Annotated in this window: 19 protein-coding genes and 1 pseudogene; 14 read left to right on the forward strand and 6 right to left on the reverse strand. The window is 63.4% G+C overall.

What is annotated here, in order from left to right; genetic code table 11:
• Positions 1-85: 85 nt before the first annotated feature.
• Positions 86-694: a DUF2147 domain-containing protein gene (locus V1292_RS18780; protein WP_334377090.1), complete on the forward strand. Its 609-nt coding sequence runs from the start codon at positions 86-88 to the stop codon at positions 692-694.
• Here the strand turns inward: V1292_RS18780 and V1292_RS18785 are convergent.
• Positions 691-2,679 (reverse strand): hypothetical protein, encoded by a 1,989-nt coding sequence (locus V1292_RS18785; RefSeq protein WP_334374211.1) that lies wholly within the window; start codon positions 2,677-2,679, stop codon positions 691-693. The two genes, V1292_RS18780 and V1292_RS18785, sit on opposite strands and share 4 nt — an antisense overlap.
• Before the next feature lie 97 nt (positions 2,680-2,776).
• Positions 2,777-3,832, reverse strand: a complete 1,056-nt coding sequence (locus V1292_RS18790) for a lysylphosphatidylglycerol synthase transmembrane domain-containing protein (protein WP_334374212.1) — start codon at positions 3,830-3,832, stop codon at positions 2,777-2,779.
• A gap of 384 nt (positions 3,833-4,216) precedes the next feature.
• Here V1292_RS18790 and V1292_RS18795 point away from each other — a divergent pair, with 384 nt between their 5' ends.
• Together V1292_RS18795 and V1292_RS18800 are read left to right on the forward strand one after the other, a co-directional pair.
• On the forward strand, positions 4,217-4,723 hold the full coding sequence (locus V1292_RS18795; protein WP_334374213.1) for a YciE/YciF ferroxidase family protein: 507 nt from the start codon (positions 4,217-4,219) through the stop codon (positions 4,721-4,723).
• 172 nt (positions 4,724-4,895) lie between these two features.
• On the forward strand, positions 4,896-7,298 hold the full coding sequence (locus V1292_RS18800) for an EAL domain-containing protein (protein ID WP_334374214.1): 2,403 nt from the start codon (positions 4,896-4,898) through the stop codon (positions 7,296-7,298).
• Between the two features lie 9 nt (positions 7,299-7,307).
• On the opposite strand, the gene V1292_RS18805 is transcribed toward V1292_RS18800, so the two are convergent.
• Positions 7,308-7,742 (reverse strand): hypothetical protein, encoded by a 435-nt coding sequence (locus V1292_RS18805; protein ID WP_334374215.1) that lies wholly within the window; start codon positions 7,740-7,742, stop codon positions 7,308-7,310.
• Positions 7,743-7,813: 71 nt separating this feature from the next.
• On the opposite strand from V1292_RS18805, the gene V1292_RS18810 reads away from it, so the two are divergent.
• Both V1292_RS18810 and V1292_RS18815 read left to right on the forward strand, forming a co-directional pair.
• Positions 7,814-8,446, forward strand: a complete 633-nt coding sequence (locus tag V1292_RS18810) for a hypothetical protein (protein ID WP_334374216.1) — start codon at positions 7,814-7,816, stop codon at positions 8,444-8,446.
• Between the two features lie 70 nt (positions 8,447-8,516).
• Positions 8,517-9,126: pseudogene (locus V1292_RS18815) on the forward strand (YdcF family protein).
• 2 nt (positions 9,127-9,128) lie between these two features.
• Here V1292_RS18815 and V1292_RS18820 read toward each other — a convergent pair.
• The gene (locus tag V1292_RS18820) at positions 9,129-10,469 is read right to left on the reverse strand and encodes an aminotransferase-like domain-containing protein (protein WP_334374218.1); all 1,341 of its coding nucleotides are present in this window, start codon (positions 10,467-10,469) and stop codon (positions 9,129-9,131) included.
• A gap of 179 nt (positions 10,470-10,648) precedes the next feature.
• Between V1292_RS18820 and V1292_RS18825 the strand changes: the two genes are divergently transcribed.
• The 4 genes from V1292_RS18825 (at position 10,649) to V1292_RS18840 (ending at position 17,263) form a co-directional block, all read left to right on the forward strand.
• Positions 10,649-10,885, forward strand: a complete 237-nt coding sequence (locus V1292_RS18825) for a DUF1127 domain-containing protein (RefSeq protein WP_334374219.1) — start codon at positions 10,649-10,651, stop codon at positions 10,883-10,885.
• Between the two features lie 229 nt (positions 10,886-11,114).
• Complete coding sequence (locus V1292_RS18830) at positions 11,115-14,435, forward strand: autotransporter outer membrane beta-barrel domain-containing protein (RefSeq protein WP_334374220.1); 3,321 nt, start codon at positions 11,115-11,117, stop codon at positions 14,433-14,435.
• Between the two features lie 192 nt (positions 14,436-14,627).
• Positions 14,628-15,794, forward strand: a complete 1,167-nt coding sequence (locus tag V1292_RS18835) for a helix-turn-helix transcriptional regulator (protein WP_334374222.1) — start codon at positions 14,628-14,630, stop codon at positions 15,792-15,794.
• 230 nt (positions 15,795-16,024) lie between these two features.
• Positions 16,025-17,263 (forward strand): Bcr/CflA family efflux MFS transporter, encoded by a 1,239-nt coding sequence (locus V1292_RS18840; RefSeq protein WP_334374223.1) that lies wholly within the window; start codon positions 16,025-16,027, stop codon positions 17,261-17,263.
• A gap of 142 nt (positions 17,264-17,405) precedes the next feature.
• Here V1292_RS18840 and V1292_RS18845 read toward each other — a convergent pair whose 3' ends face one another.
• Positions 17,406-17,831: a universal stress protein gene (locus V1292_RS18845; protein ID WP_057843980.1), complete on the reverse strand. Its 426-nt coding sequence runs from the start codon at positions 17,829-17,831 to the stop codon at positions 17,406-17,408.
• Between the two features lie 157 nt (positions 17,832-17,988).
• Positions 17,989-18,543 carry a SixA phosphatase family protein gene (locus V1292_RS18850; protein WP_334374224.1) on the reverse strand — a complete coding sequence of 185 codons (555 nt, stop codon included), beginning with the start codon at positions 18,541-18,543 and terminating at the stop codon, positions 17,989-17,991.
• A 94-nt stretch (positions 18,544-18,637) separates the two neighbouring features.
• Here V1292_RS18850 and V1292_RS18855 point away from each other — a divergent pair, with 94 nt between their 5' ends.
• The 5 genes from V1292_RS18855 (at position 18,638) to V1292_RS18875 (ending at position 26,486) form a co-directional block, all read left to right on the forward strand.
• Positions 18,638-20,122, forward strand: a complete 1,485-nt coding sequence (locus tag V1292_RS18855) for an NAD(P)/FAD-dependent oxidoreductase (protein WP_334374225.1) — start codon at positions 18,638-18,640, stop codon at positions 20,120-20,122.
• Between the two features lie 63 nt (positions 20,123-20,185).
• A complete protein-coding gene (gene msrB, locus V1292_RS18860; RefSeq protein ID WP_334374227.1) occupies positions 20,186-20,686 on the forward strand; it encodes a peptide-methionine (R)-S-oxide reductase MsrB in 501 nt (166 codons plus the stop codon).
• 178 nt (positions 20,687-20,864) lie between these two features.
• Positions 20,865-22,676: a flagellar hook-basal body complex protein gene (locus tag V1292_RS18865; RefSeq protein ID WP_334374228.1), complete on the forward strand. Its 1,812-nt coding sequence runs from the start codon at positions 20,865-20,867 to the stop codon at positions 22,674-22,676.
• A gap of 44 nt (positions 22,677-22,720) precedes the next feature.
• Complete coding sequence (gene flgK / locus V1292_RS18870; RefSeq protein ID WP_334374229.1) at positions 22,721-24,601, forward strand: flagellar hook-associated protein FlgK; 1,881 nt, start codon at positions 22,721-22,723, stop codon at positions 24,599-24,601.
• Positions 24,602-24,608: 7 nt separating this feature from the next.
• On the forward strand, positions 24,609-26,486 hold the full coding sequence (locus tag V1292_RS18875; RefSeq protein ID WP_334374230.1) for a flagellar protein: 1,878 nt from the start codon (positions 24,609-24,611) through the stop codon (positions 26,484-26,486).
• The last annotated feature ends 12 nt before the right edge of the window (positions 26,487-26,498 follow it).

Genomic DNA, 26,498 nt, shown 5'->3' on the forward strand with positions numbered 1-26,498 from the left:
GGCGCGCGGCGATCATCGCTGGAGCCGTCCGCGAAATGGCCTTAGTCTGCGGCCATTCCTTTAGCGAACGGATCAGGTGATGACGATGCGCAAGCTGGCCGGATTTCAACTGATACTCCCGATCGTGATCGGGCTCGCGTTTGCCGCTGAACTCGCCGCGCAGCCGGCGGAACCTTCTGCTGCCGGGCTGTGGGAGAAGGTCGAGAAGGGCAAGCCGGTCGGATGGTTTCTCGTCGTTGATCGCAATGGCGCCTTCGAGGGCGTGTTCGCCAAGCTCTTTTCCGAACCTGGCGATGCTCCCAATCCGACCTGCTCGAAATGCACCGACGATCGCAAGGATGCGCCGTGGCTCGGGCTCTCCTTCATCCGCGACATGAAGCGCGACGGATTAAAATACGAGAACGGCAACGTGCTCGATCCGCGCGATGGCAAGATCTACAAGGCGAAGATGACGCTCAGTCCCGATGGGCAGACGCTGACGATGCGCGGCTATCTCGGCATCTCGCTGCTCGGCAGGGATGAGATCTGGACGCGGCTGCCGGATACGGCGTTGGCGCAAGTCGATCCTGCTGTCATCGCAAAATATCTGCCGGCGCATGCCGCGGTCACGAAGCAGCCCGCAGGTTCGGCGAAGGCCCCCGCAGCAGCCAAGAAGACCACGGCGCCAGCACCGGTTCCTGCACCTGCGCGCTAATTCAATCCGGTTCTGCCTGGTGGACGCGGCACATCCGGCAAAACCGGTATCGGCTGCATTGGTTGCGAGGTGACTTCAGGCACCGCCGCATCGAGCTGCAGCACGGCGGCGGCCGCCGGCACCGCGGCATCCGCCATCGCGGCGTGGCCCTCGGCGCTAGGATGCACCGCGCCGCCATAGACCGCGGACAAGACGCCCCAGGTCGCATCGTGGATATCGGATGGCTGCTGCGATGCCGGCAGGCCCTGCGGGTAGGTCATCGCCGCGAAGTAGCTGTCGTTGGCGTCGCGAATCCAGCGCGCGCGCGGCAGATAGGCGCGGTACTCGCCGGCGCTGCGGCCGCACAGCATCGGCTGGTTGGCGGCCGTGACGAGATCGGGATCGAAGCTGTCGCCGGTCGCCGAGAAACATTGCCGATCGAATTCGGGATCGCTTTCGGCGCGTGCGCAGAAGCCGTGGCTGGCAAAACTGGCTTGATGGTTGTCGACGAAGGTCATGCGGTCGGCGCGCGGATTGCGGCACAGGATGCCGCCCTCGCAGAGCGCCAGCGCTCGCAACTGCGGCAGGAATTCGCTCTCGACGAAGTTCGACACGGCGGCGAGCCGCTGCGGCTGGGCGTTGAACGAGGGATGAATGTCGAAGCCGGCGCGTCCGCCGGGGCAGGGCGCGCCGCCATTCGACAGCGTCGGATTGGCGTAGGCGGTGTAGACCACCCGCGACAGGTCGCCGCCGAGAAGCGGCTTCAGCGCCTCGCGCAGCTTGGCAAAGCCCTGCGGCAGGTCCCGCGTCATCGCACTGCGTGCGTCGTCCACCGAGGCCATCACGCCGCTGCGCCGAAACAGCGCGCGTTCGGTCGTCGTGTCCACGATGACGTCAGCGACAAGGCCGGAAAAGTAGATGTCGTTGGCGCCGATCGACAGCAGCACCAGGTCGAGCTGGCGGTCCGACTGGCGGCGTTTCGCGGCGGCGACGGCCTCACGCAGTTCGGCCAGTTGCCCGTTGACGGTGCCCTGGCACGCACCGCCCGATTTCGACGGCAAGCAGTCGCGGGCGCGCTGCGAGCCGAACAGCCCGTCGGCAATGGTGGCGCCCGTGCAGGCCAGCGGCAGATAGGTCACCGCGATGTGCGGATATCGTACGGCAAGGGCCAGCGCGGTCCGGGTCTGATAGCTGTAGAGCGAACGGTGGCAGGCAGGGTTGAACCAGAGCGCGCTCTGCCGCTGCCAGACCGTCAGCAAATCGGGCGCCTCGCACGCGCGCCCGCCCTTGTAGCCCGCGCGGCTCGGCCGGTAATATTGCGAGGCCGCTGTTCCGAGATAGGAGCGGAAGCAGAAGCCTTCGTCGGCGAGCGCAATTGGGCGGTCCGGATTTCCCTCGCCGGACGCGATGCTGTCGCCGAGACCCGCTATGAAGATGTCGCGTACCGCGATCTCGGTGAAAGCGCGCTGACTGCCCTCCGAACTGGATATGTCGGCGGTCACGACTGTGGTGCGGCCATAGCGGACGCGGAGATTGACCGGTTCGGCGCAGTCGAAAGCGGAAGTTTGCGGGCCGTCACCGTCGTCGACCGTCCAGGCGCAGGTGGCGCCGACCGGCACCGGGCCCGTCAGGCGGATCACGACCGGATGATCGATCGGCGTCAGATAGCTTTCTTTGGTGTTGTCGCGCGTGCAGGGCTCGCTGACGCGGCCCGCAAGATCGATACAGAGCCGGTTCACGGTGTTGCGCGCCCAGCCGCGGCCGTCGCTCTGGATCGCCAGCACCTGCTCCGAAGCCAGCACGCTGCGGCCGCGTCCGCTTTCGGCATGCAGCAGGAAATCCCGCTCCTCACGGAACAGGCGGAAGCGGTTACGCACCTCCCAGGAAATCTGCAGCGGCCCATAGCCGCCGGCGGTCTGGGCTTCCGCAGCGGACGTGAATATTCCAATCAGCACGCCGGCAAGCAGCGCGGCCGACATCATCGAACGTAGGAGAATTCCAGCCATGGCGTCGTTTGACGTTAGTGGTAAGGCAGAAATAAGAGAATGGGGCAGCTCCGGCTCAAAACACCAGACGGCGCAGATAACGACGCCGTTACCAGCTTCAGGGTTGCCGGCCGTTGATCGGGTGCCGCACCCTGGCCTTGGCCGTACAGGCTTCGCTGAGCCGGCGCCGTTCCTGCCAGGGCTGCACCACGCTGAGCCAGACTTCGCGCGTTCCCATGATCGAAATCGAGATACCGAAGGGGATCAGGAAGTAGAGGATCCGGAACACCACCAGCGTCGCCAGCAATTCTTCCCTGCCGAACTGCGGCAGCGCCACCAGCATCGCCGCGTCGAACACGCCGATGCTGCCGGGCGCATGGCTGGCAAAACCGAGCAGCGTCGCCAGGATGAATACCACCGCCAGCGAAACGAAATCGATGTGCGGCGTCATCGGCATCAACAAATACATCGCCAGCGCGCAGAAGCCGAGATCGACGACGCCGATGAGGACTTGCAGCAGCGTCAGCCGGGCGGAGGGCAACACGACCTTCCAGCCGTTCTGGCCGAGCTCACGGCGGCCTTCACCCATCAATAGCCAGACGAAATAGGCGGCGATGCCGGCAAGACAGCCGATCGCGATCAAGCGGTTCATGGCCGGCGGCAACAGGTCCATCGCCGACGCCGCCTCGGGATGCCAGGCCATGCCGAGGCCGAGCACGAACAGATTGCCGAGCCAGAAGGTGAGACCCGAGAGGAAGCAGATTTTTGCGACATCGATTGCCGTCAGGCCGTAGTCGGAATAGATCCGGAACCTGATCGCGCCGCCGGTAAACACGGTGGCACCGATATTGTGACCAATGGTGTAGCTCGTGAAGCTCGACAGCGCGGCGATGCGATAGGGCACGTGCGTCTTGCCAATGGTTCGCAAGGCAAAGAAATCATAGAAGGTCAGCGTGCAAAACGCCCCCACCACGCAGAGCGCTGCCAGCGCGATGCGATGCGGTGCTATTTCAGTCAGCGCAGTTAGAATGATCCCGGTGTCGACGCCCTTGAGGGTGCGCACCAGATGGGTGATCGCAAGAGCTATGATGAGAAGACTCGCGACAATTCCCAGCCGTTTCCAGCCGATCTTCTCCTTGAAGCCACGCCTGAGCGCGGTCAGCAGCCGATGCATTCATCCTCCCGGCGGGGCGGCAATACGTAAAGATGGGGCCTGTCACGACGGGTGACAGTCGACGGTCAGAGGCACCGTGCGCGAAACCCATAAGCCAAAACCGGGCCGTTGTGCAGCCCTTGACAAGCATGCCTTTTGGCGTCGTTCGCCGCCTTTGTCATACGCCATACATATGTCGCGGCGTTAACGAATTTGAGTCGCAACGAGGTCCGTTCCGCGGGTGCTTTTTGCCGCGCCGTTCCGTTCGTTCCATCGCGGCGCTTTCGCGGCTTTCAGGAACGTCCATCTCGCAACCAAGTTAGCCTTTAACAGCACCGAATATGAAGCGCGCCCGGCCAGCACGGGGCCTGCGCCGTGCGTGTTCCCAAATGGAGGAGAACCGCAATGGGACTGTTCACCAAAGACATCAAGACGATGAATGACCTGTTCATCCATCAATTGCAGGATATCTACTATGCCGAGAAGCAACTCGTGAAAGCACTGCCAAAAATGGCCGAAAAGGCCACCGACAAGCAGCTCAAGCAGGGCTTCCTGAGCCATCTCGACGAAACCAAGACGCATGTGCAGCGCCTCGAAGAGATATTCCGCATGCACGGCGCCGAGGTGAAGGCGGCCGATTGCCCGGCGATCGACGGCATCATCGAGGAAGCCGACGATGTTGCGGGCGACATCGCTGATAAGGCCGTATTGGACGCGGCCCTGATCAACGCTGCCCAGGCTGCCGAGCACTATGAAATCACCCGTTACGGCAGCCTGGTCGCGTGGGCACGGCAGCTCGGCCGCAACGATTGCGCCAGCATCCTGCAGAAGACGCTCGACGAGGAAAAGACGGTCGACAAGAAGCTGACATCGCTGGCGGAAGGCAAGGTTAACCTGCGAGCCGCAAGCTGATCCATCGCGCCATTGAGGCAAAACGCCGCGCGGGAACGTAGCTCGCGCGGCGTTTCCGCGCCGGCATGCCTGGCATGCCAAAAAGCGTTTGTTCACCATCCGCGCAACTGCGTCGCGGCGGTTACGCCAAATATACCAATAGGGGTGCTGTTACAGGCCTTCGGGGGTCTGTATGTACCGCGTCCTAACTTGCCTCACTTCCGAGCATGACTGGCGCCTGGTCGTGCTCGCCGGTGTCATTTGCTGGCTCGCCAGTGCAGTCGCCATCAGCCTGTTTCATCGTGCCAGGGCCTCGCGCGGCCGTACGCGTGCGATCTGGATCGGCCTCGACGCAGCGGTCGGCGGCTGCGGAATCTGGGCTACCCATTTCGTCGCGATGCTGGCCTACGATCCCGGCGCCGGAGCCGGATACAGCATTCCCGTTACGCTGTTGTCGCTGGTCTTCGCGATAGGCATCGTCGCCGTCGGTCTGTGCATTGCGCTGTCGAGCGCACGGTGGCCGGTGGTTGCGATTGGTGGCGCTGTGATTGGCGCGGGCGTCGCAGCGATGCATTATACCGGCATGGCCGCACTCGAGCTTCCGGCGTTCATTGTGTGGTCGCCCGGCATCGTTGTGGCCTCGATCGTGTTTGGCAGCGTGTTTGCGGCCATGGCGCTTCTTGTTGCCGTGCGTCGCGATCATCCCGCCTATACCATGGGCGCCACCGGGCTGCTGACGGTTGCCATCGTTTCGCATCATTTCACGGCGATGGGCGCCGTCACGCTGATTCCCGACCCCACGCTCGGGACCGACGGGCTGTCGATTTCGCCGACCGCGCTTTCCTTCCTGACAGCGGTGGCGGCGTTCGCCATCCTCGGGCTATCGCTGCTGGCGGCCATGATCGATCGCCGCGCCAAGGGCGAGCTGCATCAGCAGAAAGTGCTGCTCGATACCGCGCTCGACAACATGTCGCAGGGACTTTGCATGTTCGATGCGGACGGCCGCATCCTGCTGTTCAACCAACGCTACGTCGAGCTGATGGACCGGTCCGGCATGCCGCTGCAAGGCCGGTTGCTGATCGACGTTCTGCGCCAACTGAAATCGGTCGGCGAATGGGACGGCGATCCCGATGAATTCTTCGCTGCGGTGGTAGCGGATGCCAAGGCCGGCAACACCGTGACCAAGTCGATCGGCCGCAATGGACGTTCGCTCCGCGTCGTCGACCAGCCGATGAAGGGCGGTGGATGGGTCGCGACGTTCGAGGACATCACCGAATGGCAGGCTGCCCAGGAACAGATTTCCCACATGGCGCGCCATGACGCGCTGACCAATCTGCCGAACCGGACGTTGTTCCGCGAGCAACTCGAGAAGGCGTTGCGGCTCGCCAAACGCAGCGATCAGCTTGCGGTGCTCTGCCTCGACCTCGACCACTTCAAGGATATCAATGATTCGCTCGGCCATCCGGTCGGCGATGCGCTCTTGAAGGAAGTCGCCCGCCGTCTCGGCGAATGCATCACCGAGAATGACACGGTGGCGAGGCTGGGTGGGGACGAATTCGTGATCGTGCAGTTCTGCAACGATTGCGACCCGTCGGCCGTTTCCTTGCTCGCCAGCCACGTGGTCGAGAAGGTTTCGGCGCCCTACGAGATTGCCGGCCACCAGCTCGTCATCGGGGTCAGCATCGGCATTTCGCTGGCGCCGGAGGACGGCAAGAACCCCGACGAGCTTCTCAAGAAGGCCGACCTCGCGCTCTATCGCGCCAAGGAGGACGGCCGCGGCACCTACCGCTTCTTCGAGACCGGGATGGACGCCCGCGCGCAGGCAAGGCGGCTCTTGGAGCTCGACTTGCGCGCCGCGCTGCAGCGCGGAGAATTCGAAGTCTATTACCAGCCGATCCGCGACGTCGCCAAAGATGTCGTCGTCGGTTTCGAAGCGCTGGTGCGGTGGAATCATGCGCTCCGCGGCATGATCTCTCCGGCCAACTTCATTCCGCTGGCGGAGGAAACCGGCCTGATCGTGCCGATCGGCGACTGGGTGTTGCGCCGAGCCTGCCTCGACGCGGCCCAGTGGTCGCAGGATGTCGGCGTCGCCGTCAATCTGTCGCCGGTGCAGTTCAAGAATCCCAATCTGGTATCGACGGTGACGGAGGCGCTGAAAGACTCGGGCCTTCCGGCGCACCGGCTCGAGCTCGAGATCACCGAATCGGTGTTACTGCAAAGCAGCGAGGCCACGCTCTCGGCTCTGCACGAGCTTCGCGCCCTTGGCGTCCGGATTTCGCTCGACGACTTCGGAACCGGATATTCGTCCCTCAGTTACCTGCGCAGCTTCCCGTTCGACAAGATCAAGATCGATCGCTCGTTCATCACCGAACTGGCGACACGCGATGATTCGATGGCGATCGTCCGCGCCGTGACCGGCCTGGGCAAGAGCCTGGGTATCATCACCACGGCTGAAGGCGTCGAGACCGACGCGCAGTTCGAGCTCTTGCGCCAGGAGGGCTGCACGCAGGCGCAAGGCTATCTGTTCAGCCCGCCGCGTCCCGCTGCCGAGGTGGAGACGATGCTGTCGAAGCCACGGGCGCGGGTCGTCGCTTAGTTTCTCTCTTTAAGCCTCGCGCAACGCGAAATGCGCGCCGCAGAATGCCATCACGGCGCCGAGGCATAAGGCCGCAAGGCCGGCGAGCACGCCCGACACCGTCGGGACCGGGCTCGGCGACGAGGCGGCCTGTCCGGCGCCGGCAAGGATCAGCACGCCGACCGCGATCAGGAACTGTCGCATCCGCTGCGGAATTTGGCCCGAGGCCGCGCTGTGCATCAGGTTGGCGGTAAAATAGCCGCCGGAAAAGCCCACGGTCGCGATCAGCCACCACGCGATTGCCGCGCCCGCGGGCATGAATTCGCTTGTGTCTGTTCGCCACAGGCCGCCGAGATCGAGCCCGTAACGTGCGCCCAACATGTGCACGGCCAGCGCCAGCAGCACTCCGGAAACAATCGCGCCGGCCAGGATCAGGCGACGCGGAAAATAAGTCGTATCGGCCATGGCCCGCTTGTAAGGTAAAGCCAGCTCGCCGCGCAAGCAGGCCGCGTTCAACTCACAACGGGATTTTTGGATTGTCCACCGCACGACCGGAACAGACAGCGACAGCAGGCGAGAGCACGCTCGGGACCCGCTACGCCTACAAGGCATCGCTGATCGGATCAGCGCATGAATTTGAACTGACGGAACAAGGCCTGTCGTGGGAGGCGAGGGGAAAATCCGGGATGTGGCCCTATGCCGATATCGCCGCCGTGCGCCTGTCCTATCGGCCGATGTCGATGCAGTCGCGCCGCTTCCGCGCCGATATCGAGCACAAGAGCGGCCAGAGCATTTCGGTTTTTTCGACGACTTGGCAGACGGTTGCGCTGATGGCGCCGCAGGACCGCGACTACCGCGCCTTCATCGAACTGTTGCACGCGCGCCTGAAGGCCGCAGGCGGCAGGGTCGCGCTGGTCGGCGGCATCGGGCCGATGACCTATGCCGGCGGCTGTCTGCTGCTGGCGCTGGTTGCGATCGCGATCGCAGGATTGCTCGCGCGCGCAGTCGCTACGGGTGAATTCGCCGGCGCCTTGTTCCTGGTCGGGTTCGCCGCCCTGTTCGGATGGCAGATGGGCGGCTTCATCCGGCGCAACAAGCCGCGGCTGTACACGTTCGATGAGCTGCCCGAGACGTTGCTGCCGCCGGCGCCTCGCAATCCGGCGAAATGAAATGTGACTTCGCCCGACGCAGGACGCGCGGCATCATGATCGGATCGTTTTCGTTATCAGACGAACTGCCGTGACGGATCGAAACAGGCGATCGCCAACCGAGGCCGAAATTGCCGCGATCAACACGCGGCATCTGATCGAGACGCCGTTACGGCCGGCCGACCTGCTGTTCGTATTCGGAACGCGCGAGGATGTCGAGGAGCGCGTCGATGAAGCCTGCAGGCTGTGGCGCGACGGATATTTTCGCTGGGCGATCGTGAGCGGCGGGCGTGACGCCGGGATCGGATCTGTCGGAATGCGAGGTCATTGCGGGTGCCATGATCGCGCGGGGCGTTCCGGCCGACATCATCCTGAGAGAGGAGCGCGCGATGAACACCGGCGAAAACGTGATCCTTTCGCTGCCGATCATCGACGCTGCCCTCGGCCTCGCCAACATCCGCAGCGTGATCTGTCTCGGCAATACTTGGACCGCGCGCCGCTATCCGATGACGCTGCACCGACACTGGCCGGAAGTGGAGAAGATGCTGGTCATGGTCGACAGCTTCACAACGCCGCGGGCGCTCTGGCACACCGACGCCGAATTCAGCCGCCGCATGCTCCGCGAATGGGACAAGATCGAGCCGTACAAGGCGAGGGGCTTCATCGCGGAATGGCCGGCAAGCCGGGCAGGCGACCGATAGTTCTACTCGGTCGTATCGACGTCTTCTTTCGCAGTCAGCATTCCCGACAACGTGCGTAGCGCCAGATCGAGCTGTTCGGTGCTGGGGGCGCCGAGCGCCAGGCGGACAGCGTTGGGGGCGTGTCCCGGACTTACGGCGAAGGTGGTCGAAGGGGTCAACGCGATGTCGCGTCGGGCCGCGGCCGCGACGAATGTCTGCGAGCGCCAATGCTGGGGCAGGGTCAGCCAGAGATGGTAGGATTTGACGTTGGCCTGAACATCGAATCCGGCGAGGTATTTGGCCGCCATCTGCTGACGTCGTGCCGCATCGATCCGTTTCAGGCGTGACAGCTCGCTAACGGTGCCATCTGCCATCAGCCGCTGTCCGGCGGCAAACGCAAATCCCGAAGCCGTCCACCCACCCGATCGAACCGCGGACATGACGCGTTCGCGCAGCCGCGGCGGCGAAACGATGAAGCCGAGGGCAAGGCCGGGCGCCACCTTCTTCGACAGGCTGTCGAGCGTGATGCAGCTATCCGGCGCGAGCGCGGCCATCGGAGTTTCTTCGTCAAGAAAGCCGTAGACCGTATCCTCGATGACGGTGAGGCCGAGCTTCTCGACCACGCGCAGCAAATCGGCCCGACGCGCCGCTGGCATGGTCATGCCGAGCGGATTTTGAATCGTCGGCTGAACGTACAGCGCCGACAAATGCGCTTCGCGGTGAGCCTTCTGCACCGCGTCGGGGCGAACGCCGTACTCATCCATCGCAAGCGGCACCAGCGTCACGCCAAGCCGGACGGCGATGTCCTTGATGAACGGATAAGTCAGCGCCTCGACGCCGCAGCGGCCGCCGCTCGGCACCACCGCCGCTAGCGCCGCGGCGATGCATTGCCGCCCGTTCGCGGTGAAGACGAGTTGGTCGGGGGCAGGAGACCAGTCCTCGCGAGAGAGAAACTCGGCGGAAATGGTCCGTGCGGCAAGAGTGCCTGCCGTGGTCGAGTGCCGCAACGCGAGGTCGAGCACCTCGGGGCGTTCCAGCCCTGCAAGGCTTCTCGCGATCATCGCCGATTGTGTCGGCAGTATCGGATAGTTCACTTCCAGATCGATGCGCGCGCCGCGCGGTTCTGCCGGCATGGCGATGCCGCGGCGCGTCTCGCCAGACACGAACGTGCCGCGCCCGACTTCGCCGACCACCAGGCCGCGGCGCAACAACTCGGTATAGACGCGGCTCGCGGTCGAGACCGCGATCTTGCGCTGATAGGCGAAACTGCGTTGCGGCGGCAGGCGATCGCCGGGCTTGAGCGCGCCATTGGCGATCTCGGCGGCGACGGTATCGGCAAGCTTTAAGTACTCGAACTTCGACATTATTGCACCGAGAGCAATGTTTTCCTTGCACCGAGAAATGTATCGGATCATTTTGAACCCATCAAGCCCGTGATTGCACTGAGAGGGGTGCAAGCAATCAGAACTCAATAGGTGCAAGCGCTTAGGCGGCGTTTGCGCCGGCGGCAGCGCTTTGCCGCTCGCAAGCAAGGAGAAAGGCGATGACGACGATATCCCAGACGGCAGGTCAGCCTGCTTCCCGAAACGTGCGGACCGGATTTTTCGGCCTGCTCGGACGCTGGGTGAACGGCATCGTCACCTATTTTGCGCACCGCGAAGCGGTCAAAACGCTGAGCGAACTGGACGATCGCGCGCTCCGCGACATCGGCGTCGAGCGCAGCCAGATCGAGGTGGCCGTGCGCGGCATGATCGATCCGATGTACGGACGGATGATGTGAGGCGTCTGAATTAATCGCCAGTAGATCAAACGGCCCGGTCGATCGATCGGGCCGCTTTTTTGTCGGTCACATGCCGCGCCACGCTCGATCACGTAGCGTGGCTAAAATATCCCACCACCCAGAATAGAATGGAAGCGAACAGACGTCTCATAGGTTCGTAGGACGCAGATTTCGCGCGCGATCGGTACGCAAACGATCAGCGCGGAATCAAACGAATCTGGAGATGAAGATGAGATTGTTAGCCCAACGTCATTCTTTGCTGCTGCAGGCGACCGCGCTAGCGCCGTTGATTGCGCTGGTCGCTCCGATCGGCCGCGCAGAGGCGGCATGCGACGCGGCGTCGCCGGTCAACAACACCGTCATCACCTGCACGGGGGCCACGGTCGATGCCAACGGGACCACCGGCTTCGGCAGCAGTTCGGATACCGGCAACACATACAATATCGTCCCGGGCGCTTCGGTGACGGGAAGGCGCGAGGGCCTCGCCTTTAGCCGCGGAACCGTGAACAATTCGGGCACCATCTCGGCCGGGGGCGTCGCAGTCCTCGGCAACGACGATACCGTCGTCAACAATTCGGGCACCATCTCGGCGAATGACTTCAACGGCAGGGGCGTCACGGGCTCTTCCTTCCACGTCACCAACTCCGGAAGGATCGAGGCGAACGGCTTGGAAGGCACGGCCATCAGGGGCGGCGGCGTCAACGACCTAACTAACACCGGCACCATCTCGGCGAACGGCGTGAGCGGCGTTGCCGTTCTGTCCAACGATGTCCTCAATGCGAACAACTCTGGAAACATTACCGCAAGCGGCGCGAATGGCGCGGCGGTCATTTCCGATGGGGTGAACATGTTCAATTCCGGCTTCATCGGCGGGACCAAAATTGGCATCAGGGGGGACGTTTTTGCCAATGTCACAAACACCAGCGGCGGCTCCATTGTCGCGGCTGGTCCAAACGGCATCGCCATCATCGGCAACAGCGCCGTGACAGACAACGCTGGTCAAATTTCGGCCGCTGACGCGACAGGCATCGCCATCAAAGCCCTTAGGGTCGATTTGATAAACCGAGGCACCGGGACCATCTCGGGCGGATTCGCTGGCATCGAAGCCACAACGCTTGCGAATGTAGCGAATGCCGGCACCATCTCAGGCGGCAACTTTGGCCTTGTCGGCGTCATTAACGGCGACATCAACGTGACCAGCAATACGGGTACCATCACAGGCGTCAATCGAGGTATTGGTACCGTCGGTTCCGTTACCGTAGACAACGCTGGTACCATCTCAGGGACAGGCGCGAGCGGCGTTGGCATTGATGGCGATACCGCCGTCACCCTGAACAACGCTGGCTTCGTCTCGGGCGGGGCATTCGGCATCAGAGCTTTGGGCGTCGCGAACGTGGCGAACGCCGGCATCATCTCGGGTGGCAGCTTTGGCATTTTCGGCTTCACGAGCGGCAACATCACCGTGACGAGCAATACCGGCACTATCTCCGGCGGCAATGCCGGCGTTGGTAGCGGCGCCGCCGTGACAGTGAACAACGCCGGCGCGATTTTCGGGGTGAACGGCGTTGCCATCGAGGGCGACACCGCCACCGTGAACAACGTGCATCCCGGCATTATCTCGGGCCGGCAATTCGGCATTTTCGCCCGCGTCGCCAGCGTAGAGAACGCAGGCATCATCCAGGGGACGGCTGCAGACAGCACCGGCATTCGGGGAGTCGACATCGCCAACATTGTGAATTCCGGCACCATCGCGGGCGGAAACAGCGGCATCACTGCCTTCACGCGCGCGACCGTGAACAACGGCGGCATCATCTCCGGCGGCGTGTTCGGCATCGCCGCCGGTAACGGTGGTAATGGCACGATCGACCTCACCAATTCCGGGGGCATCACCTCGCGCGACATCGCGCTCTCGGCCGGCACCGTCAACGTCAACAATTCCGGCAACATCTCCGGTAGCAACAGAGCGATCAGCGCGAACAATATCGATCTCGTCAATTCTGGCGCAATGTCTGGCGGCGAATCGGCTGTTTCCGGCGACAACGTCAAGGCCATCAATTCTGGTTCGATTGCGGGAGGTAGGTTCGGTGTCGCAGCAGACACAGGGACCATCTCCAATTCCGGCAGCATTTCGGGAGGGATCAGCGGCATCCTTGTTGGTGGCGGCACGATAGCCAATTCCGGTACCGTGTCCGGCGACATTGGCGTGCTCTCCTCGTTTAACGGCGTCACCATCGACAATTCTGGGACCATCGCTGGCACCGGCGGCACCGCCATCAAGTTTACCTCCGCCGCCGACACACTCACGCTACGAACCGGTTCGCAGATCATCGGCGTGGTCGACATGGGTTTTGGCGACGACGTCGTCAATGTGGCGGTCAGCGCGCCCAATACGCGGGTGTCGTCACTGACGTCAGTGGCGCTTCCGACTTTCATCAATTTCACCGGCGTCCTCAACACCAGCTTCTCGACGGGCAACAGCAATCCGGCGGTCTCGGCCGGGACCACGCTCGCCACGCTGGATTCCACTGCGCTCGCACTGGCCGACCGCGCGCTGATGGATTTCACCGGCGGCGTGTCGTCGCTGGTGCAGGGCCGTCTCAACGGGGTGCCGCCCTCGGCAAACGGGTCGATGATGGCGATGGCTTACGCAGCGGACAGCAGCGATACCGGGCGCTTCGTCAAGGCGCCCCGCGCTTCCGGCTGGAGCAATGCCGCGCCGATCACGGTATGGGCCAATAGTTTCGGCGGTCAGCGCACCCAGGACGAAACGGCGGCCACCTTGCGCGCCACCAACACCGCCTGGAGCAGCGCCATGGGCATCGACCGCAGGATACGGCCGGACTGGCTGGTCGGCGCCTTCATCGGTGGCGGCTCGGGACGGCTCGCAGTCGATCTCGGCTCGCAGCGCGTCGATACGGATTATTTGTTCGCCGGCGGCTACAGCCGCTTCGAATGGGTCTCGCAGTTCCTCGATTTCACCGTGCAGGGCGGCAGCTCGACCAACAAGTCGGATCGGCTGGTGCTGAACAACGGTGCTGCGGAGACGGCAAGAGCGACGTATGACGGCTGGTTCATCAGTCCGGAACTGGCCTATGGCATGCGCTATCAGATCGGCAATGGCTATGTGCTGACGCCTACGGCACGCGTGCGCTATATCGCCGGCTTCTTCGACGGTTACTCCGAGACAGGTTCAGCCCAGGGGCTGACGGTCGGCAGCCGCACGCTGCAGAATTTCGAGGAGCGCGGCCAACTCGAAGTGTCGAAGACGACGAACTTCTTCGGCGGCGACCACACGCTGAAGACCAGCGTGCATGGCGGCATAATCGCACAGCAACGCGTCGGCGATACCACCGTCAACACGGTGCTGATCGGCCAGAACCTTTCCTTCGCGACGCCCGGCAAGGGCAGCACTGTAGGCGCGGTGTTTGGCGCGGGCTTCGACTACCATACCGCCAGGAACGTCGCTGTGTTCGGCGCGGTGGAAGGGGTTGCGATGTCCGACCAGAGCCGCATCGGGACCGCCAGAGGCGGCATTCGCGTCGCATTCTGACGGGGCGCCGGACACCTCGCACCGACAAGGCGTGATCTTGATGCGCCGCAGCACCGAACAGCCATCCTCCAATCGGAGGATGGCTGTTATTCCCGGCGACCGGATCAATATAATTTGAGGCGACGATGAGCCCGGATCATCGCAAGTACGCAAGCGCGTCATCATGACGCCTGCACCGGGAAGCGTTTCGGAATGAACACAGTGTCACATCTGCGGTCGGTCTCCGAAGGCGCTTTCCATAATCAGCAACAGCTCAGTGACCTGATTGGCATCGTTTATGATGCCGCCATTGATCCATCGCTTTGGCAGCGCACCCTCGAAAGGGTCGCCCTTTTTGTCGGCGGCTCCGGCGCCGGACTTTTCTGCAAGGACGTCGGAGTGCCGCACGCCGCGATTCCGCACAGCGTGGGCTTTGAGCGGCCGTTGCCCGTTGCCCTCTTTCGACAGATCTACTCGGCTGCGGAGGGGCACTTTCTCGGCGATCTCGAAGTGCCGATTGCGACCACCGACCTGATGCCTTTCGCAGACTATGCCCAGACCGACTTTTATCGACAATGGGCCGAGCCTCAGGGCCTGGTTGATTTCCTGAGCGCGGTCCTCGACAGGACGGTAATCAGCTCAGCCATCTTCGGAGTGTTCCGCCACAAGCGAAACGGCATGGTCGACGACTACGCGCGCCGGCAGATGAGGCTGATCGCTCCGCATATCAGGCGCGCCGTGTTGATCGGGCGGCTGTTCGAGTTCAAGGCGGCGGAAGTGGCGACGTTCGTCGATACGCTCGATGGGCTTGGTGCGGGCATGTATCTCGTCGATGCGGCAGGGCGCCTCATTCACGCCAATGCCGCCGGCGACGCCATTCTTGGCACCAGCGACATTCTGAGTTCGGTGGGCGGGCGGCTGGCAGCCAATGATGCGCAGGTCGACCGCGCCTTGCGAGACGTCTTTGCGGCTGCAGGGCAGGGCGATGCGGCGCTCGGCAACAAGGGGATCGCCGTCCCTCTGATCGGAAGCGATGGCGAGCGCTATGTCGCCCATGCGCTGCCGCTGACTTCGGGCGCGCGCCGCCGCGCCGGTGTTGTCTATACCGCTGCCGCGGCTTTGTTCGTTCGCAAGGCGACCCTGGCGGTCTCGTCCGCGCCTCAAGCCATCGGCAGCGCGTTCAAGCTGACGCCGACCGAACTTCGCGTCTTGCTGGCGATCGTCGAAGTCGGCGGCATTCCGGAAGTCGCGATCGCATTCGGCGTTGCCGACACCACGATCAGGACGCATGTCAGCCGCCTGTTTGAAAAGACGGGCACCGCGCGGCAGGCCGATCTCGTCAAGCTCGTCGCGGGATATGCGACACCGCTGGCTGACTGAGCGCGACCGGGATCGTCACGCTACATCGCCTCTTCGATCTGGGTTGTCGCGCTAACGGGCATGCGTAACGCCGCGATGCTGACGAATCAACAATTCCTCCCGTATTCGTAGGACGACAGCCGAACGGCAATTGTTCAGGATCGCAAGCGCCCGGACGGAAGCGCTGTGGCAACGCAGGCGATCAGATATTCGATCCTTCTGCGTTCCATCAAGCTCGGGAACGCAAAGCAATGAGCATTGAAGCCATTCCGAGCAAGGCGTCGGCAACAGAACCCAGGCAGCGAACAGCGACAGCCCGCAGAGCGGTGATTTGCGCGTTCGCGGCGACGGGAGGCCTGGCAACCAACATCTTTCTACCCTCGCTGCCGGCAATCGCGGCCGATCTGCGTGTCTCCAGCGCTGCCGTCACTTCGAGCATAACGGTTTTTCTGGCGATCTTTGCCGTGGGACAATTGATCGTCGGCCCGGTGTCGGACCGGTTGGGACGACAAATGCCGATCCTGATCGGGCTCTGCATTTTCGTGCAGGGAACGATATGGTGCGCTCTCGCAGGCGATCTGTTGGGTCTGCTGATCGGCCGATCGATACAAGCTGCCGGAGCATGTGCGGTCGCCGTGCTGTCGCGCGCTATTGCGCGGGATCTGTTCGACGGCCAGGCGCTCGGAAAGGTCATGGCGTCGATCACGATCGCCACCGCGGCTGCGCCGGGATTCTCGCCCCTTGTCGGCAGTGCGCTCGATCAACTTTTCGGCTGGCGCTATGAATTTGCTTTTGTCGCGGTTTTCGCCATCTGCGCCGGAGCGGCGTATGTTGTCTTCGTCGGCGAAACCAAGGCAGCCGCCGAGAATTCGCTGCATCCGCTCAAGATTGCCAGTTGCTATCTCGGCCTGATCCGAGACGCGCGGTTTGCTGCGCCTGCCAGAACCGCAAGCCTTCTGATGGCCGGCGTGTTCGCTGTCTTCTCGGGCGCGCCGCGCGTGCTTCTCGAAGGTTTCGGCTTGTCGCCGATCACGATCGGCTCGCTGTTTGCCAGCGTTGTCGTTCTGGTGTTCGGTGCCGGCATGCTGGCGCCAAGACTATCGGCGCGGTTCGGTTCCCGTCTTGCGACGTTGGCTGGGTTGGCATTGGCGGCCATCGGAGCTCTCTTGCTGCTTGCCGTGGTGCTGACCGGGAACGACGCGCTGCTGCCGTTTCTCGCCACCGCTTCGCTCTTCCTGTTCGGGATGGGAATCGCGAGCCCGCTGTCAAGCGCGGCCGCGCTATCGCCATTTGGCGACAGGGCCGGCCTCGCGGCAGCCTTGTTCGGCTTCTCGCAGATGGCGGGGGCGGCATGCGGCGTGTCGCTCGCGGCGATTCTCTCCAGCGACCCGGCCATCGGGCTTGGAGCCGTGTTGGCCCTGACATCTCTTGTCGCGCTGGTCCTGCACGGGTGGGAAGGGCAACTGAAACAATCGCACCTTCAATTATAGCGAACGAAGTCGAATGCGGTTGCGCTGCACGACTAAACAGTGACGCAAGCGGGGTGAGTGCGAGCCGGGGGGGCCCATTCTACTTTGCATGGGGTTGTTTTCGCGTTTTTGTGTCTGGACCCTGCGGTGTGAAGGACCACATCTAGTGCCGGACCACCAGCACCGAGCACTTGGCATAGCGCACCACATGGCCGGCATTGGAGCCGAGAAAATAGGTCCGCATCGCCGGCCGGTGCGAGGTCATCACGATCAGGTCGGCCTTGACCGCCGCCGCCTCTTCAAGGATCTCGTGATAGATGCCGCCTTTCCGCACTGCGGTGGAAATGCGCGGCGCCTCGATGCCGGATTCCTGCGCCACGATCGCGAGCGCTTCCTCCGAGGTCGCGCGCTGCTGGGCGTCGAAATCGGCCGGCACGTATTCCGCCAGCATCACCGGCGTCATCGGCAACACATTGAGCAATCGTACCGAGCCGCTCCAGGTTTGCGACAGCGTTGCGGCGGTCGCGATCGCGGGCTTGGCCAGATCGGTATCAGCCAGATCGATCGGCACGAGAATCGACTTGAACATCGGAGCCTCCCGCTGCAGCCATCCGGTTCTGATTTGTCAGAACCCGACTCCAGCCCTTTGTTTTGACGCGCTTTCTTTTACGCAAACTTGTTCTTAATTCGCTCGAAAGCTGCGTCGTGGCGAGCTTAGCACGGGAGAGCCTGGATGTCCGCGCGCCTCAATCGTCCAGCGCCTGCTTCAGCAATTTCGGGCTGGTGAAGCGCACGAGCTTGCCGCGGCGGAACGCCACCTCGCTCCAGTCCTCGGTGGCAAAGTCGAGGATCGCCAGTCCCGCGGTCGGCAGATTGTCCTCGAGCGCCTTCTTCGCCGCCGCGTCGCCGCTGCCGGCGAGCATCAGCGCCAGCTCATGCATGCCGGGATTGTGGCCGATCAGCATCAGGCGCGCGGGGTCGGTGGCCTCGGCCATGCGGATGATCCGCAGGAGTTGCGTCGGCTCGGCGCCGTAGAGTTCATCGAGCAGTTCGACCTCCGGCTTCGGCGGCCGTTCCCGCACTGCATCCTTTATCGCATCGCGTGCGATTTCCCAGGTCTGCCGCGCCCGCACCGCGGTCGAAACCAGAACGGCGTCGGGAAAAGGCGGATGCCGGCCGATCCAGGTTCCGATAGCGACGGCGTCCCGCCGGCCGCGCTCGTCGAGTCGGCGGTCGTGGTCATGGCCCGAAGGCGCGTCGTGTTCGGTCTTGGCGTGGCGCAGCAGCATCAAACGGAGCATTGGCGCGATCTCGATTCGGTCTTAGTCTGGACTAATCTACAAGCTCATGTCTGGGACGAGGTGACAAGCGCTGCAGCCGGCCGTAAGAAACGCCATGCCCGAGACTTTCTCAAGTGCGACCAACAGCCCCGACGACGGCCCTTTTCGCTCGCGTCTTTCGTTCGACCTGGATGTCGACATTTGCGTGGTGGGAGCCGGACTTGCCGGTCTTACGGTAGCGCTGGAGGCCGCGCGCCGCGGCGCCAGCGTGGCCGTACTCGAAGGCCGGCATGTCGGCTGGAACGCGTCCGGCCATCAGCTCGGTACGGTCATGCCAGGCTACAGTCTTCCGATCGGGGACCTGATCGAGCGCGTGGGCATCGAAGACGCGCGCGAATTGTGGGCGCTGTCGAAGGAGGGCGCCGATTACGTTCGCGCCGCCGCAACCGACGAGGCGATGCCGGGAATTGCGCTTACTGAAGGCGCGCTGGAGGTCTCCAACGTCGATGCTGGCGAGACGCTGATCAGCCGGCTGCAGACGCTGAGCGAGGATTTCGAGACCGAAGTCGAGGGATGGCAGGTCGATCGCGTTCGCGATCAGCTCGGGACGGCACGCTATTTCCACGGCATCTATTATCCGCGCGCATTCCAGATCGACGGCCGCAAATACATCCATGGCCTTGCCGCGCAGGCAAGGCGGGCGGGCGCGCGCATTTTCGAAGATACCCCGGTTGTCAGCATCGATCCGTCGGGCATTCGCAAGCGCATCGTGACGCCGTCGGCGCGGCTGCGCGCCTCTCATATCGTGCTTGCCGGCAACGTTCATCTCGGCGCCCCGTTACGCCGCCTGTCGGAGACGCTGCTGCCGGTCTGGCGCTATGCCGCGGTGACGGAGCCGCTCGGCGAACGGCTCGGCGAGGTGATCGCCTTCAGGGGCTCGGTGGCCGACAGCGACGGCATCGATCATTTCCGAATCATCGACGGCGACCGGCTGATGTGGGCGAGCCCGGAAACCACCTGGGAAGCGCGGCCGCGCCGCTTTGCCCCCCTCATTCAGCGTCGCATTGCCACCATCTTCCCAAGGCTCGGCAAAGTCCCGATATCAGACGTGTTCGGCGGCGCGGTCGGGGTGACCGTGCACGGCATGCCGCAGATCGGCCAGTTGCGCAAAGGGCTGTGGGTTGCCAGCGGCTTCGGACGCCACGGCCTGAACACTTCGGCGATGGCGGGGCAGGTCATCGCGCGCAGCATCCTGTGGGGGGAGGACCGCTGGAAACTGTTCTCGCCATTCGAACTGGTCTGGGCGGGCGGCGCCACCGGCCGCGTAGCCGGCCATTTGATCGGCCTGTGGGGGCGGGGCCATTCCGCGGCGGCGGGCGCGCTGGCCCGTTACCGCGAAGGCGCCCGCGCCCGGGAACGGGTGCGCGAGGCGCGGTTGGCGGAGGCCAACCGGCAGGCCGGAACCAGGCCGCCGCGCCGTCCGCCGGTCGCGCCGCGCCCCGTGCGTCCACCGCCGCCACGGCCGGCAGAGGCCCGGGACGGCGGGATGCCGGTCGCTCCCTCGCAGGAAAGTGAGAAAGTCCGGGACGGATCGGTGTAACTTCGGCGCTTCCGGGCCGTACTTGATGGCGAACCGTTAGGCCCGCCTCGCACGGAGAATTCCATGTTCGACCGCCGTATCCTGCTCGCATCCGTAGCCGGCCTGTTTGGCTTGGCCGCTTTCCGCTGGCTGCGCACCACGCCGGCGCAGGCTGCCGGGAAATTCGAGGTGGAAAAGACCGACGCCGAATGGCGCGCCCAGCTCACGCCGCAGCAGTATGAAATCCTGCGCAAGCACGGCACCGAGCGGCCGGGCTCGAGCCCGCTCCTGAAAGAAAAACGCAAGGGCATCTTCGCCTGCGCCGGTTGCGATCTGCCGCTGTTCTCCTCGGATACCAAATATGACAGCGGCACCGGTTGGCCGAGCTTCTGGCAGCCGCTCGACAACGCCCTGGGCAAGACCGAGGACCGCACTTACGGCATACTGCGCACCGAGGTGCATTGCCGCCGCTGCGGCGGCCACCTCGGACACGTCTTCGATGACGGGCCAAAACCGACCGGCTTGCGCTATTGCATCGATGGGTTTGGGCTGGTGTTCCACCCGGCGGGGCCGTCGGCATCATAGCGGCCACGGCTCGGCAATTGTTGCCCGCCCGGCAAATGTGCCCCGGTCTTTGGACCGGGGCTTTTTTCTTAAAGCATTGATTTATATTGGTTTTGCTGTTTGGCACAACGCTTGCGACATCTTCTCCCGACGCGGCCTGCACCGGCGAGCCGCCCGGATCGAATTTGGAGAAAATGTCATGGGTATCTTCGGCGCTCTCACCACCGCGGTCGGCGGCCTCCGCGCCAACTCCTACGCGCTGGAAAACGTCTCGGGCAACATCGCCAACTCACAGACCACGGCGTTCAAGCGCGTCGACACCTCCTTCCTCGATCTGATTCCGCAGACCTCAGCGACCGCACAACTCGCGGGCGGCGTCACCACGCAATCCCGCTCCACCAACTCGGTGCAGGGCGACGTGCAGACGGCCTCGGTCGCGACCTTCATGGCGATCAACGGCAACGGCTTTTTTGCGGTGCAAAAGCCTGGCAACTTCACCGACGGCACGCCGGTGTTCGACGGCGTCGACCGCTATACCCGCCGCGGCGACTTCCAGCTCGACAAAAGCGGCTATCTCGTCAACGGCGCCGGCTATTACCTGCAGGGTGTGCCGATCGACCCGACCACCGGCAACCCATCCGGCAGCTCGCCGCAGGTCCTCCGATTCCAGAACGACTTTTTGCCGGCGCAGCAAACCACCAGGATCGACTATCGCGCCAACCTCGCCAGCTATCCGCTGACCACCAAGCATGACGTTTCCGTTCCCGGATCGGAATTGATCGTGCCGGGATCATACAGCGCCGGACGTAACCCGCTGGCGCTCGGCACGCCTGCGGCGCCCTATACCGACGCCTCCAGGAGTGGCACCAGCCAGAACAACAAAGCGACGCCGTCGGTGGCGAATACCGCCGCGACCCTGCTCAGCGGCGCGGCCGGCACCAACTCGATCTCCACCAACTTCGTCGCGGGCGACACCATCACGGTCAACGGCCAAACCCTCACCTTCATGGCGTCGGGCACCGCCGCCGGCCCCAACCAGATCGACGTCGACGCCAGCATCGGCACCTTGCTGGGCAAGATCGACGTGCTCCAGGGAACGTCAGTCGCATCCACAATCAGCGGCGGCTCGATCACGCTGCATTCCGGCACCTCCTTCAATCTCTCGATCTCAAGTTCGAACACCGCAGCCTGGGCTGCGCTCGGCTTTACCGGCACCGTGACGGCAACGCGCGGTGGCGGTGGTGGCGTCGGCACCGGTCAGGTCGTCGGCAACGACAATTCGACGTTCCTCGCCGAGTCGATCGCGGGTGGTGCGGTTACGACCTACGACGTCTCGGGCGCTCCGGTGAACCTGCAGTTCCGTTGGGCCAAGGTCGACAGCGCCTCGCTCGGTGCCGGCCATACCGACACCTGGAACCTGTTCTACCAGGTCAATCCCAACGCAACCGGCACTCAGGTCGCGTGGCAAAACGTCAACACCAATTTCACCTTCTCTGCCTCAGGCCAGATGACGCCGGCGATTCCGTCCGTGGAGCTCACCAATGCCGTCGTCAACGGCGTCGCGCTGGGTAGTCCCGTCATCAACTTCGGCACCGGCGGCGTCACCCAGTTCGCGGACGCCAACGGCAACGTGCAGGTCAACCAGATCCAGCAGGACGGCTTCCCGGCCGGCCAGTTGCAATCCGTCGGCGTCGGCACCAATGGCCGCATCGTCGGCAACTATTCAAACGGCCGCAACCTCGACCTCGCCGAAATCTCGGTCGCGACCTTCAACGGCACCAACTTCCTCAAGCGCGTTAACGGCGGCGCATTCGAAGTCACCGACGCATCCGGACAGGCGCTGTTCGGCAAGGCCGGAACCATTGTCGGCTCGTCGCTGGAAGGATCCAACACCGACATCGCCGACGAGTTTACCAAGCTGATCGTCACTCAGCAGGCGTACTCGGCCAACACCAAGGTGATCACGACTTCCAACACGATGGTGCAGGATCTCCTGAACGTGCTGCGATAGTTTGCCGCGACGCTCACGATGCGATTTGAGATGGGCAATTAGTCATGGGTTTGAGTCAAGCTCTCTCCACCGCAATGTCCGGCCTGCGCGCGACGCAAGCCGCGATCTCGCTGGTCGGATCGAACGTCGCCAACGCGGAAACGCCCGGTTACGTCAGGAAAACGATCATCCAGTCCGCCGGCGTGACCGGCGATTACGGCTCGAGCGTTCTGCTCCACGGCGTCGACCGTCAGCTCGACCAGTATTTGCAGACGCAACTGCGCACGGAAACCTCCGGCGCAGCCTATGCCGATATTCGTTCGACCTACCTCCAAAATTTGCAGAACGTCTACGGAAACCCGTCCGAAACCGGCACGATCGAGGATGCATTCAACAAGCTGCTGACCGCATTTCAGGGCCTGTCCACCAGCCCGGACTCGCAGTCGGCGCGGATCGGCGCCGTCAGCGCCGCGCAGACGATGGCGCAAACGCTCAATGCGGCGACACAGGGAATCCAGGCTCTGCGCGCCAACGCCGAGATGGGCATCAACGATTCCATCATCACGGCGAACAACGCGATGGCCCAGATCGCGTTCATCAACAATCAGCTCCAGAACAACGGCAAGACGGACGCGGCGACGGCATCGCTGCTGGACCAGCGCGACCAGTACATCACCCAGTTGTCGAGCCTGATGGACATCAGAACCGTCGTCAACGACCTCAACCAGGTGACCGTGTTCACGAATTCCGGCGTGCAACTGGTCGGCACCGAGGCGGCGCAGCTTTCGTTCAATCCCCAGGGCACGGTGACGCCCAACACGCTGTACAATCCCGACCCGACCAAGAACAACGTCGGCACCATCACCATCAACTTCCCGCACGGCGGCAGCTACGATCTGGTGTCGACCAACTCGATTCGTTCGGGCAAGATCGCTGCCTATCTCGAGCTGCGCGACAACACGCTGGTGAAGGCGCAGGCGCAGATCGACCAGTTCGCGGCGTCGATGGCGAGCGCACTGTCGGACAAGACGACGGCCGGTTCCGCTGCTCCGGCGTCCGTGCTGCCGCAGGCCGGCTACGATCTCGATCTCACGGGCCTGCAATCCGGCAACGTCATCCACGTCACCTACAAGGACAACACCACCGGTGTTACGCACAATCTGTCGATCGTGCGCGTCGACGATCCGAGCGTGCTGCCGCTGAGCAATACTACGACCCTCGATCCCAACGATGAGGTGCTCGGCATCAATTTCGCCGGCGGCATGGCGTCGGTGGTCTCCCAGCTCAACGCCGCACTCGGGTCGAGTGATCTGCAGTTCTCAAACCCGTCGGGATCGACCCTGCGCGTGCTGGATGATGGCGCGCCAAACCGCTCCGACGTCCTGGCGGCGTCGGTCACAACGACCATGTCGTCGCTCACCAGCGGCAACCCTCAGCTTCCACTGTTCACCGATAATGGCGGCCTGTTTTCCGGTGCGATCACCGCCAATGGTTCGCAGCAGACCGGCCTTGCCGGCCGCATCAGCGTCAATCTCGGGCTGCTCGGCGATCCCTCGCGCACCATCGTGTTTTCCACCAGCCCGCTGACGCCTTCGGGCGACACCACGCGTTCCGATTTCATTCTCACGCAACTGCAGTCGGGGAACTATCGCTATTCGCCGCAGACCGGCATCGGGACCACCGGCGCTCCGTTCACCGGCACGCTGGTCAACTTCGCCAAGCAGTTCATCAGCCAGCAGGGCGAAGCCGCAACCGCCGCGAAGCAACTCGCCGACGGTCAGTCTGTAGTGCTGAACACCCTGCAGAAGAAGGTGACCGATGCCTCAGGCGTCAATATCGACGACGAGATGGCGCATCTGCTCGCGCTGCAGAACGCCTATTCCGCCAACGCGCGCGTAATGTCGTCCATCAAGCAGATGTACGACACGCTGATCCAGGCTATGTGAGGGTATCATGTCGATCGATGGCGTTAACGGCAGGACGTCCTATATCGGGACCTCGATCCTCAATATCCGCAAGCAACTCGATGATCTGACGCAGCAGCTTGCCAGCGGCCGGGTCTCGACGACCTATGCAGGGCAGGGCGCCAATCGCGGCTTTGCGCTTAGTTTGCGCGCGCAGGTCAGCAGCATCGACGCGTTCAAGGACACCGCAACCAACGTCAACACGAGACTCAACGTCGTCAACCTTGCGCTGCAGGGATTGGCCGATATCGGCACGTCGGTAAAGAAAGCGGCCAGCACTTCGACCATCGTGCTCAACGACAACGGTCAAACCTCCGGCCAGATCACGGCGCAGGCGGCGTTCTCGAATGCGGTGTCGCTGCTCAACAGCCAGACCGGTGACCGCTATCTGTTTTCCGGCCGCACCACCGACACATCAGCGACGGTGCCGGCCGACGTCATGCTTGACGGTGTGGGAACCCAGGCCGGGTTGAAGCAACTTATCAACGAACGCCGCCAGGCCGATCAGGGCGTCAGCAACATGGCGCATCTGACGGTCTCGTCGCCGCCGTTGATGACCACCGTGACCAGCCTGGCCGAGGATGGTTCATCGTTCGGGTTGAAGCTCGGTTCAATCAGCTCATCGCTGACGGGAGCGACCGTGACGCAGCCGGCCGGCGCGCCGCCGGCGGCCACCGTCGCTCTCGGCGCCGTCAATCCGAACAATGGCGACAAGATCACGTTCAACTTCAACCTGCCCGACGGCACCACGGAGTCGATCGCGCTGACCGCGACGACCACCGATCCACCGCCTACCGGCTCGTTTCTGATCGGTGTCGGTCCCGTCGAGACGACTACGAACCTCCAGGCTGCGTTGACGTCTTCGATCAAGACGCTGAGTGACACTGCGCTGGTCGCCGCGTCGGCGATCGAGGCTTCCAACAATTTCTTCAATCCATCGGCGACGGTCGTTGGAGGTACGGCCAACAACAAGGACACGGTGCCGGCGCCGATTACTGGCGCCACGCTGCTTTACGGCGCTGCGAATACGGATTCGCTGGCCGTAAACTTTGCAGCGGGCGATACCATTACCGTCAACGGCACGCCGATTACCTTCGTCGCTGCCGGCGCGACCGGCAACCAGCTCAATATCACCGACAGCGTTCAGACCCTGCTGGCCAAGATCGATTCGATCACCGGCACCGGTACCCCGTCGACCGTCACCGGCGGCGTGATCGCGCTGCATGGCGGTGACGGCGCGAGCCTGACTGTTTCCAGTTCGAACGCGGCCGCATTCGCGGCGCTGGGCTTCAGCGCCCCGACGAGCGCAAATCCGGCGCCGCTGCGCGTGAACGGTCCGCCGTTTGCCACCGCCACCAATCTGATCGGCGGCACAACCGCCAACACCGTCTCGTGGTACACCGGCGAAGTCGGCACCGATCCGCCGCGCGGCACGGCGATCGCGCGCATCGACCAATCCATCACGGTGCAATACGGCGCGCGCGCCAACGAGCAGGCGCTGCGCTACGAGTTGCAGAACATCGCGGTGTATGCCGCGGTCACGACCAATGCCGCCAACCCAAATTCGAAAGCGCAGGTGAACGCGCTGCAACAGCGGATTTCGGCAAACCTGGCGCCGCAGACCGGCCAGCAATCGATTCAGGATATGCAGGCGGAGTTCGCCGGCGCGCAGAATGCCATCAAGGCTTCGACCGATCGCCAGACCCAACTCAAGGGAATGGCGCAGACCATGCTGGACCAGATCGAGGGCATCAACCAGGACGAAGTGGCGACCAAGATCCTGGCGCTGCAGACAAGTCTGCAGGCCTCGTATCAAACGACATCGATGCTCTACCAGACCACGCTGACCAAGTTCCTGCCGATCTGAAGAAAACTTGTT

The sequence above is a fragment of the Bradyrhizobium sp. AZCC 1719 genome (assembly GCF_036924525.1).
Taxonomy (GTDB): domain Bacteria; phylum Pseudomonadota; class Alphaproteobacteria; order Rhizobiales; family Xanthobacteraceae; genus Bradyrhizobium.

Coding starts and splice junctions, on each gene's coding strand:
- V1292_RS18780 (WP_334377090.1), top strand. CDS start 86: ATGCGCAAGCTGGCCGGATTTCAACTGATACTCCCGATCGTGATCGGG.
- V1292_RS18785 (WP_334374211.1), bottom strand. CDS start 2,679: ATGGCTGGAATTCTCCTACGTTCGATGATGTCGGCCGCGCTGCTTGCC.
- V1292_RS18790 (WP_334374212.1), bottom strand. CDS start 3,832: ATGCATCGGCTGCTGACCGCGCTCAGGCGTGGCTTCAAGGAGAAGATC.
- V1292_RS18795 (WP_334374213.1), top strand. CDS start 4,217: ATGGGACTGTTCACCAAAGACATCAAGACGATGAATGACCTGTTCATC.
- V1292_RS18800 (WP_334374214.1), top strand. CDS start 4,896: ATGTACCGCGTCCTAACTTGCCTCACTTCCGAGCATGACTGGCGCCTG.
- V1292_RS18805 (WP_334374215.1), bottom strand. CDS start 7,742: ATGGCCGATACGACTTATTTTCCGCGTCGCCTGATCCTGGCCGGCGCG.
- V1292_RS18820 (WP_334374218.1), bottom strand. CDS start 10,469: ATGTCGAAGTTCGAGTACTTAAAGCTTGCCGATACCGTCGCCGCCGAG.
- V1292_RS18825 (WP_334374219.1), top strand. CDS start 10,649: ATGACGACGATATCCCAGACGGCAGGTCAGCCTGCTTCCCGAAACGTG.
- V1292_RS18830 (WP_334374220.1), top strand. CDS start 11,115: ATGAGATTGTTAGCCCAACGTCATTCTTTGCTGCTGCAGGCGACCGCG.
- V1292_RS18835 (WP_334374222.1), top strand. CDS start 14,628: ATGAACACAGTGTCACATCTGCGGTCGGTCTCCGAAGGCGCTTTCCAT.
- V1292_RS18840 (WP_334374223.1), top strand. CDS start 16,025: ATGAGCATTGAAGCCATTCCGAGCAAGGCGTCGGCAACAGAACCCAGG.
- V1292_RS18845 (WP_057843980.1), bottom strand. CDS start 17,831: ATGTTCAAGTCGATTCTCGTGCCGATCGATCTGGCTGATACCGATCTG.
- V1292_RS18850 (WP_334374224.1), bottom strand. CDS start 18,543: ATGCTCCGTTTGATGCTGCTGCGCCACGCCAAGACCGAACACGACGCG.
- V1292_RS18855 (WP_334374225.1), top strand. CDS start 18,638: ATGCCCGAGACTTTCTCAAGTGCGACCAACAGCCCCGACGACGGCCCT.
- msrB (WP_334374227.1), top strand. CDS start 20,186: ATGTTCGACCGCCGTATCCTGCTCGCATCCGTAGCCGGCCTGTTTGGC.
- V1292_RS18865 (WP_334374228.1), top strand. CDS start 20,865: ATGGGTATCTTCGGCGCTCTCACCACCGCGGTCGGCGGCCTCCGCGCC.
- flgK (WP_334374229.1), top strand. CDS start 22,721: ATGGGTTTGAGTCAAGCTCTCTCCACCGCAATGTCCGGCCTGCGCGCG.
- V1292_RS18875 (WP_334374230.1), top strand. CDS start 24,609: ATGTCGATCGATGGCGTTAACGGCAGGACGTCCTATATCGGGACCTCG.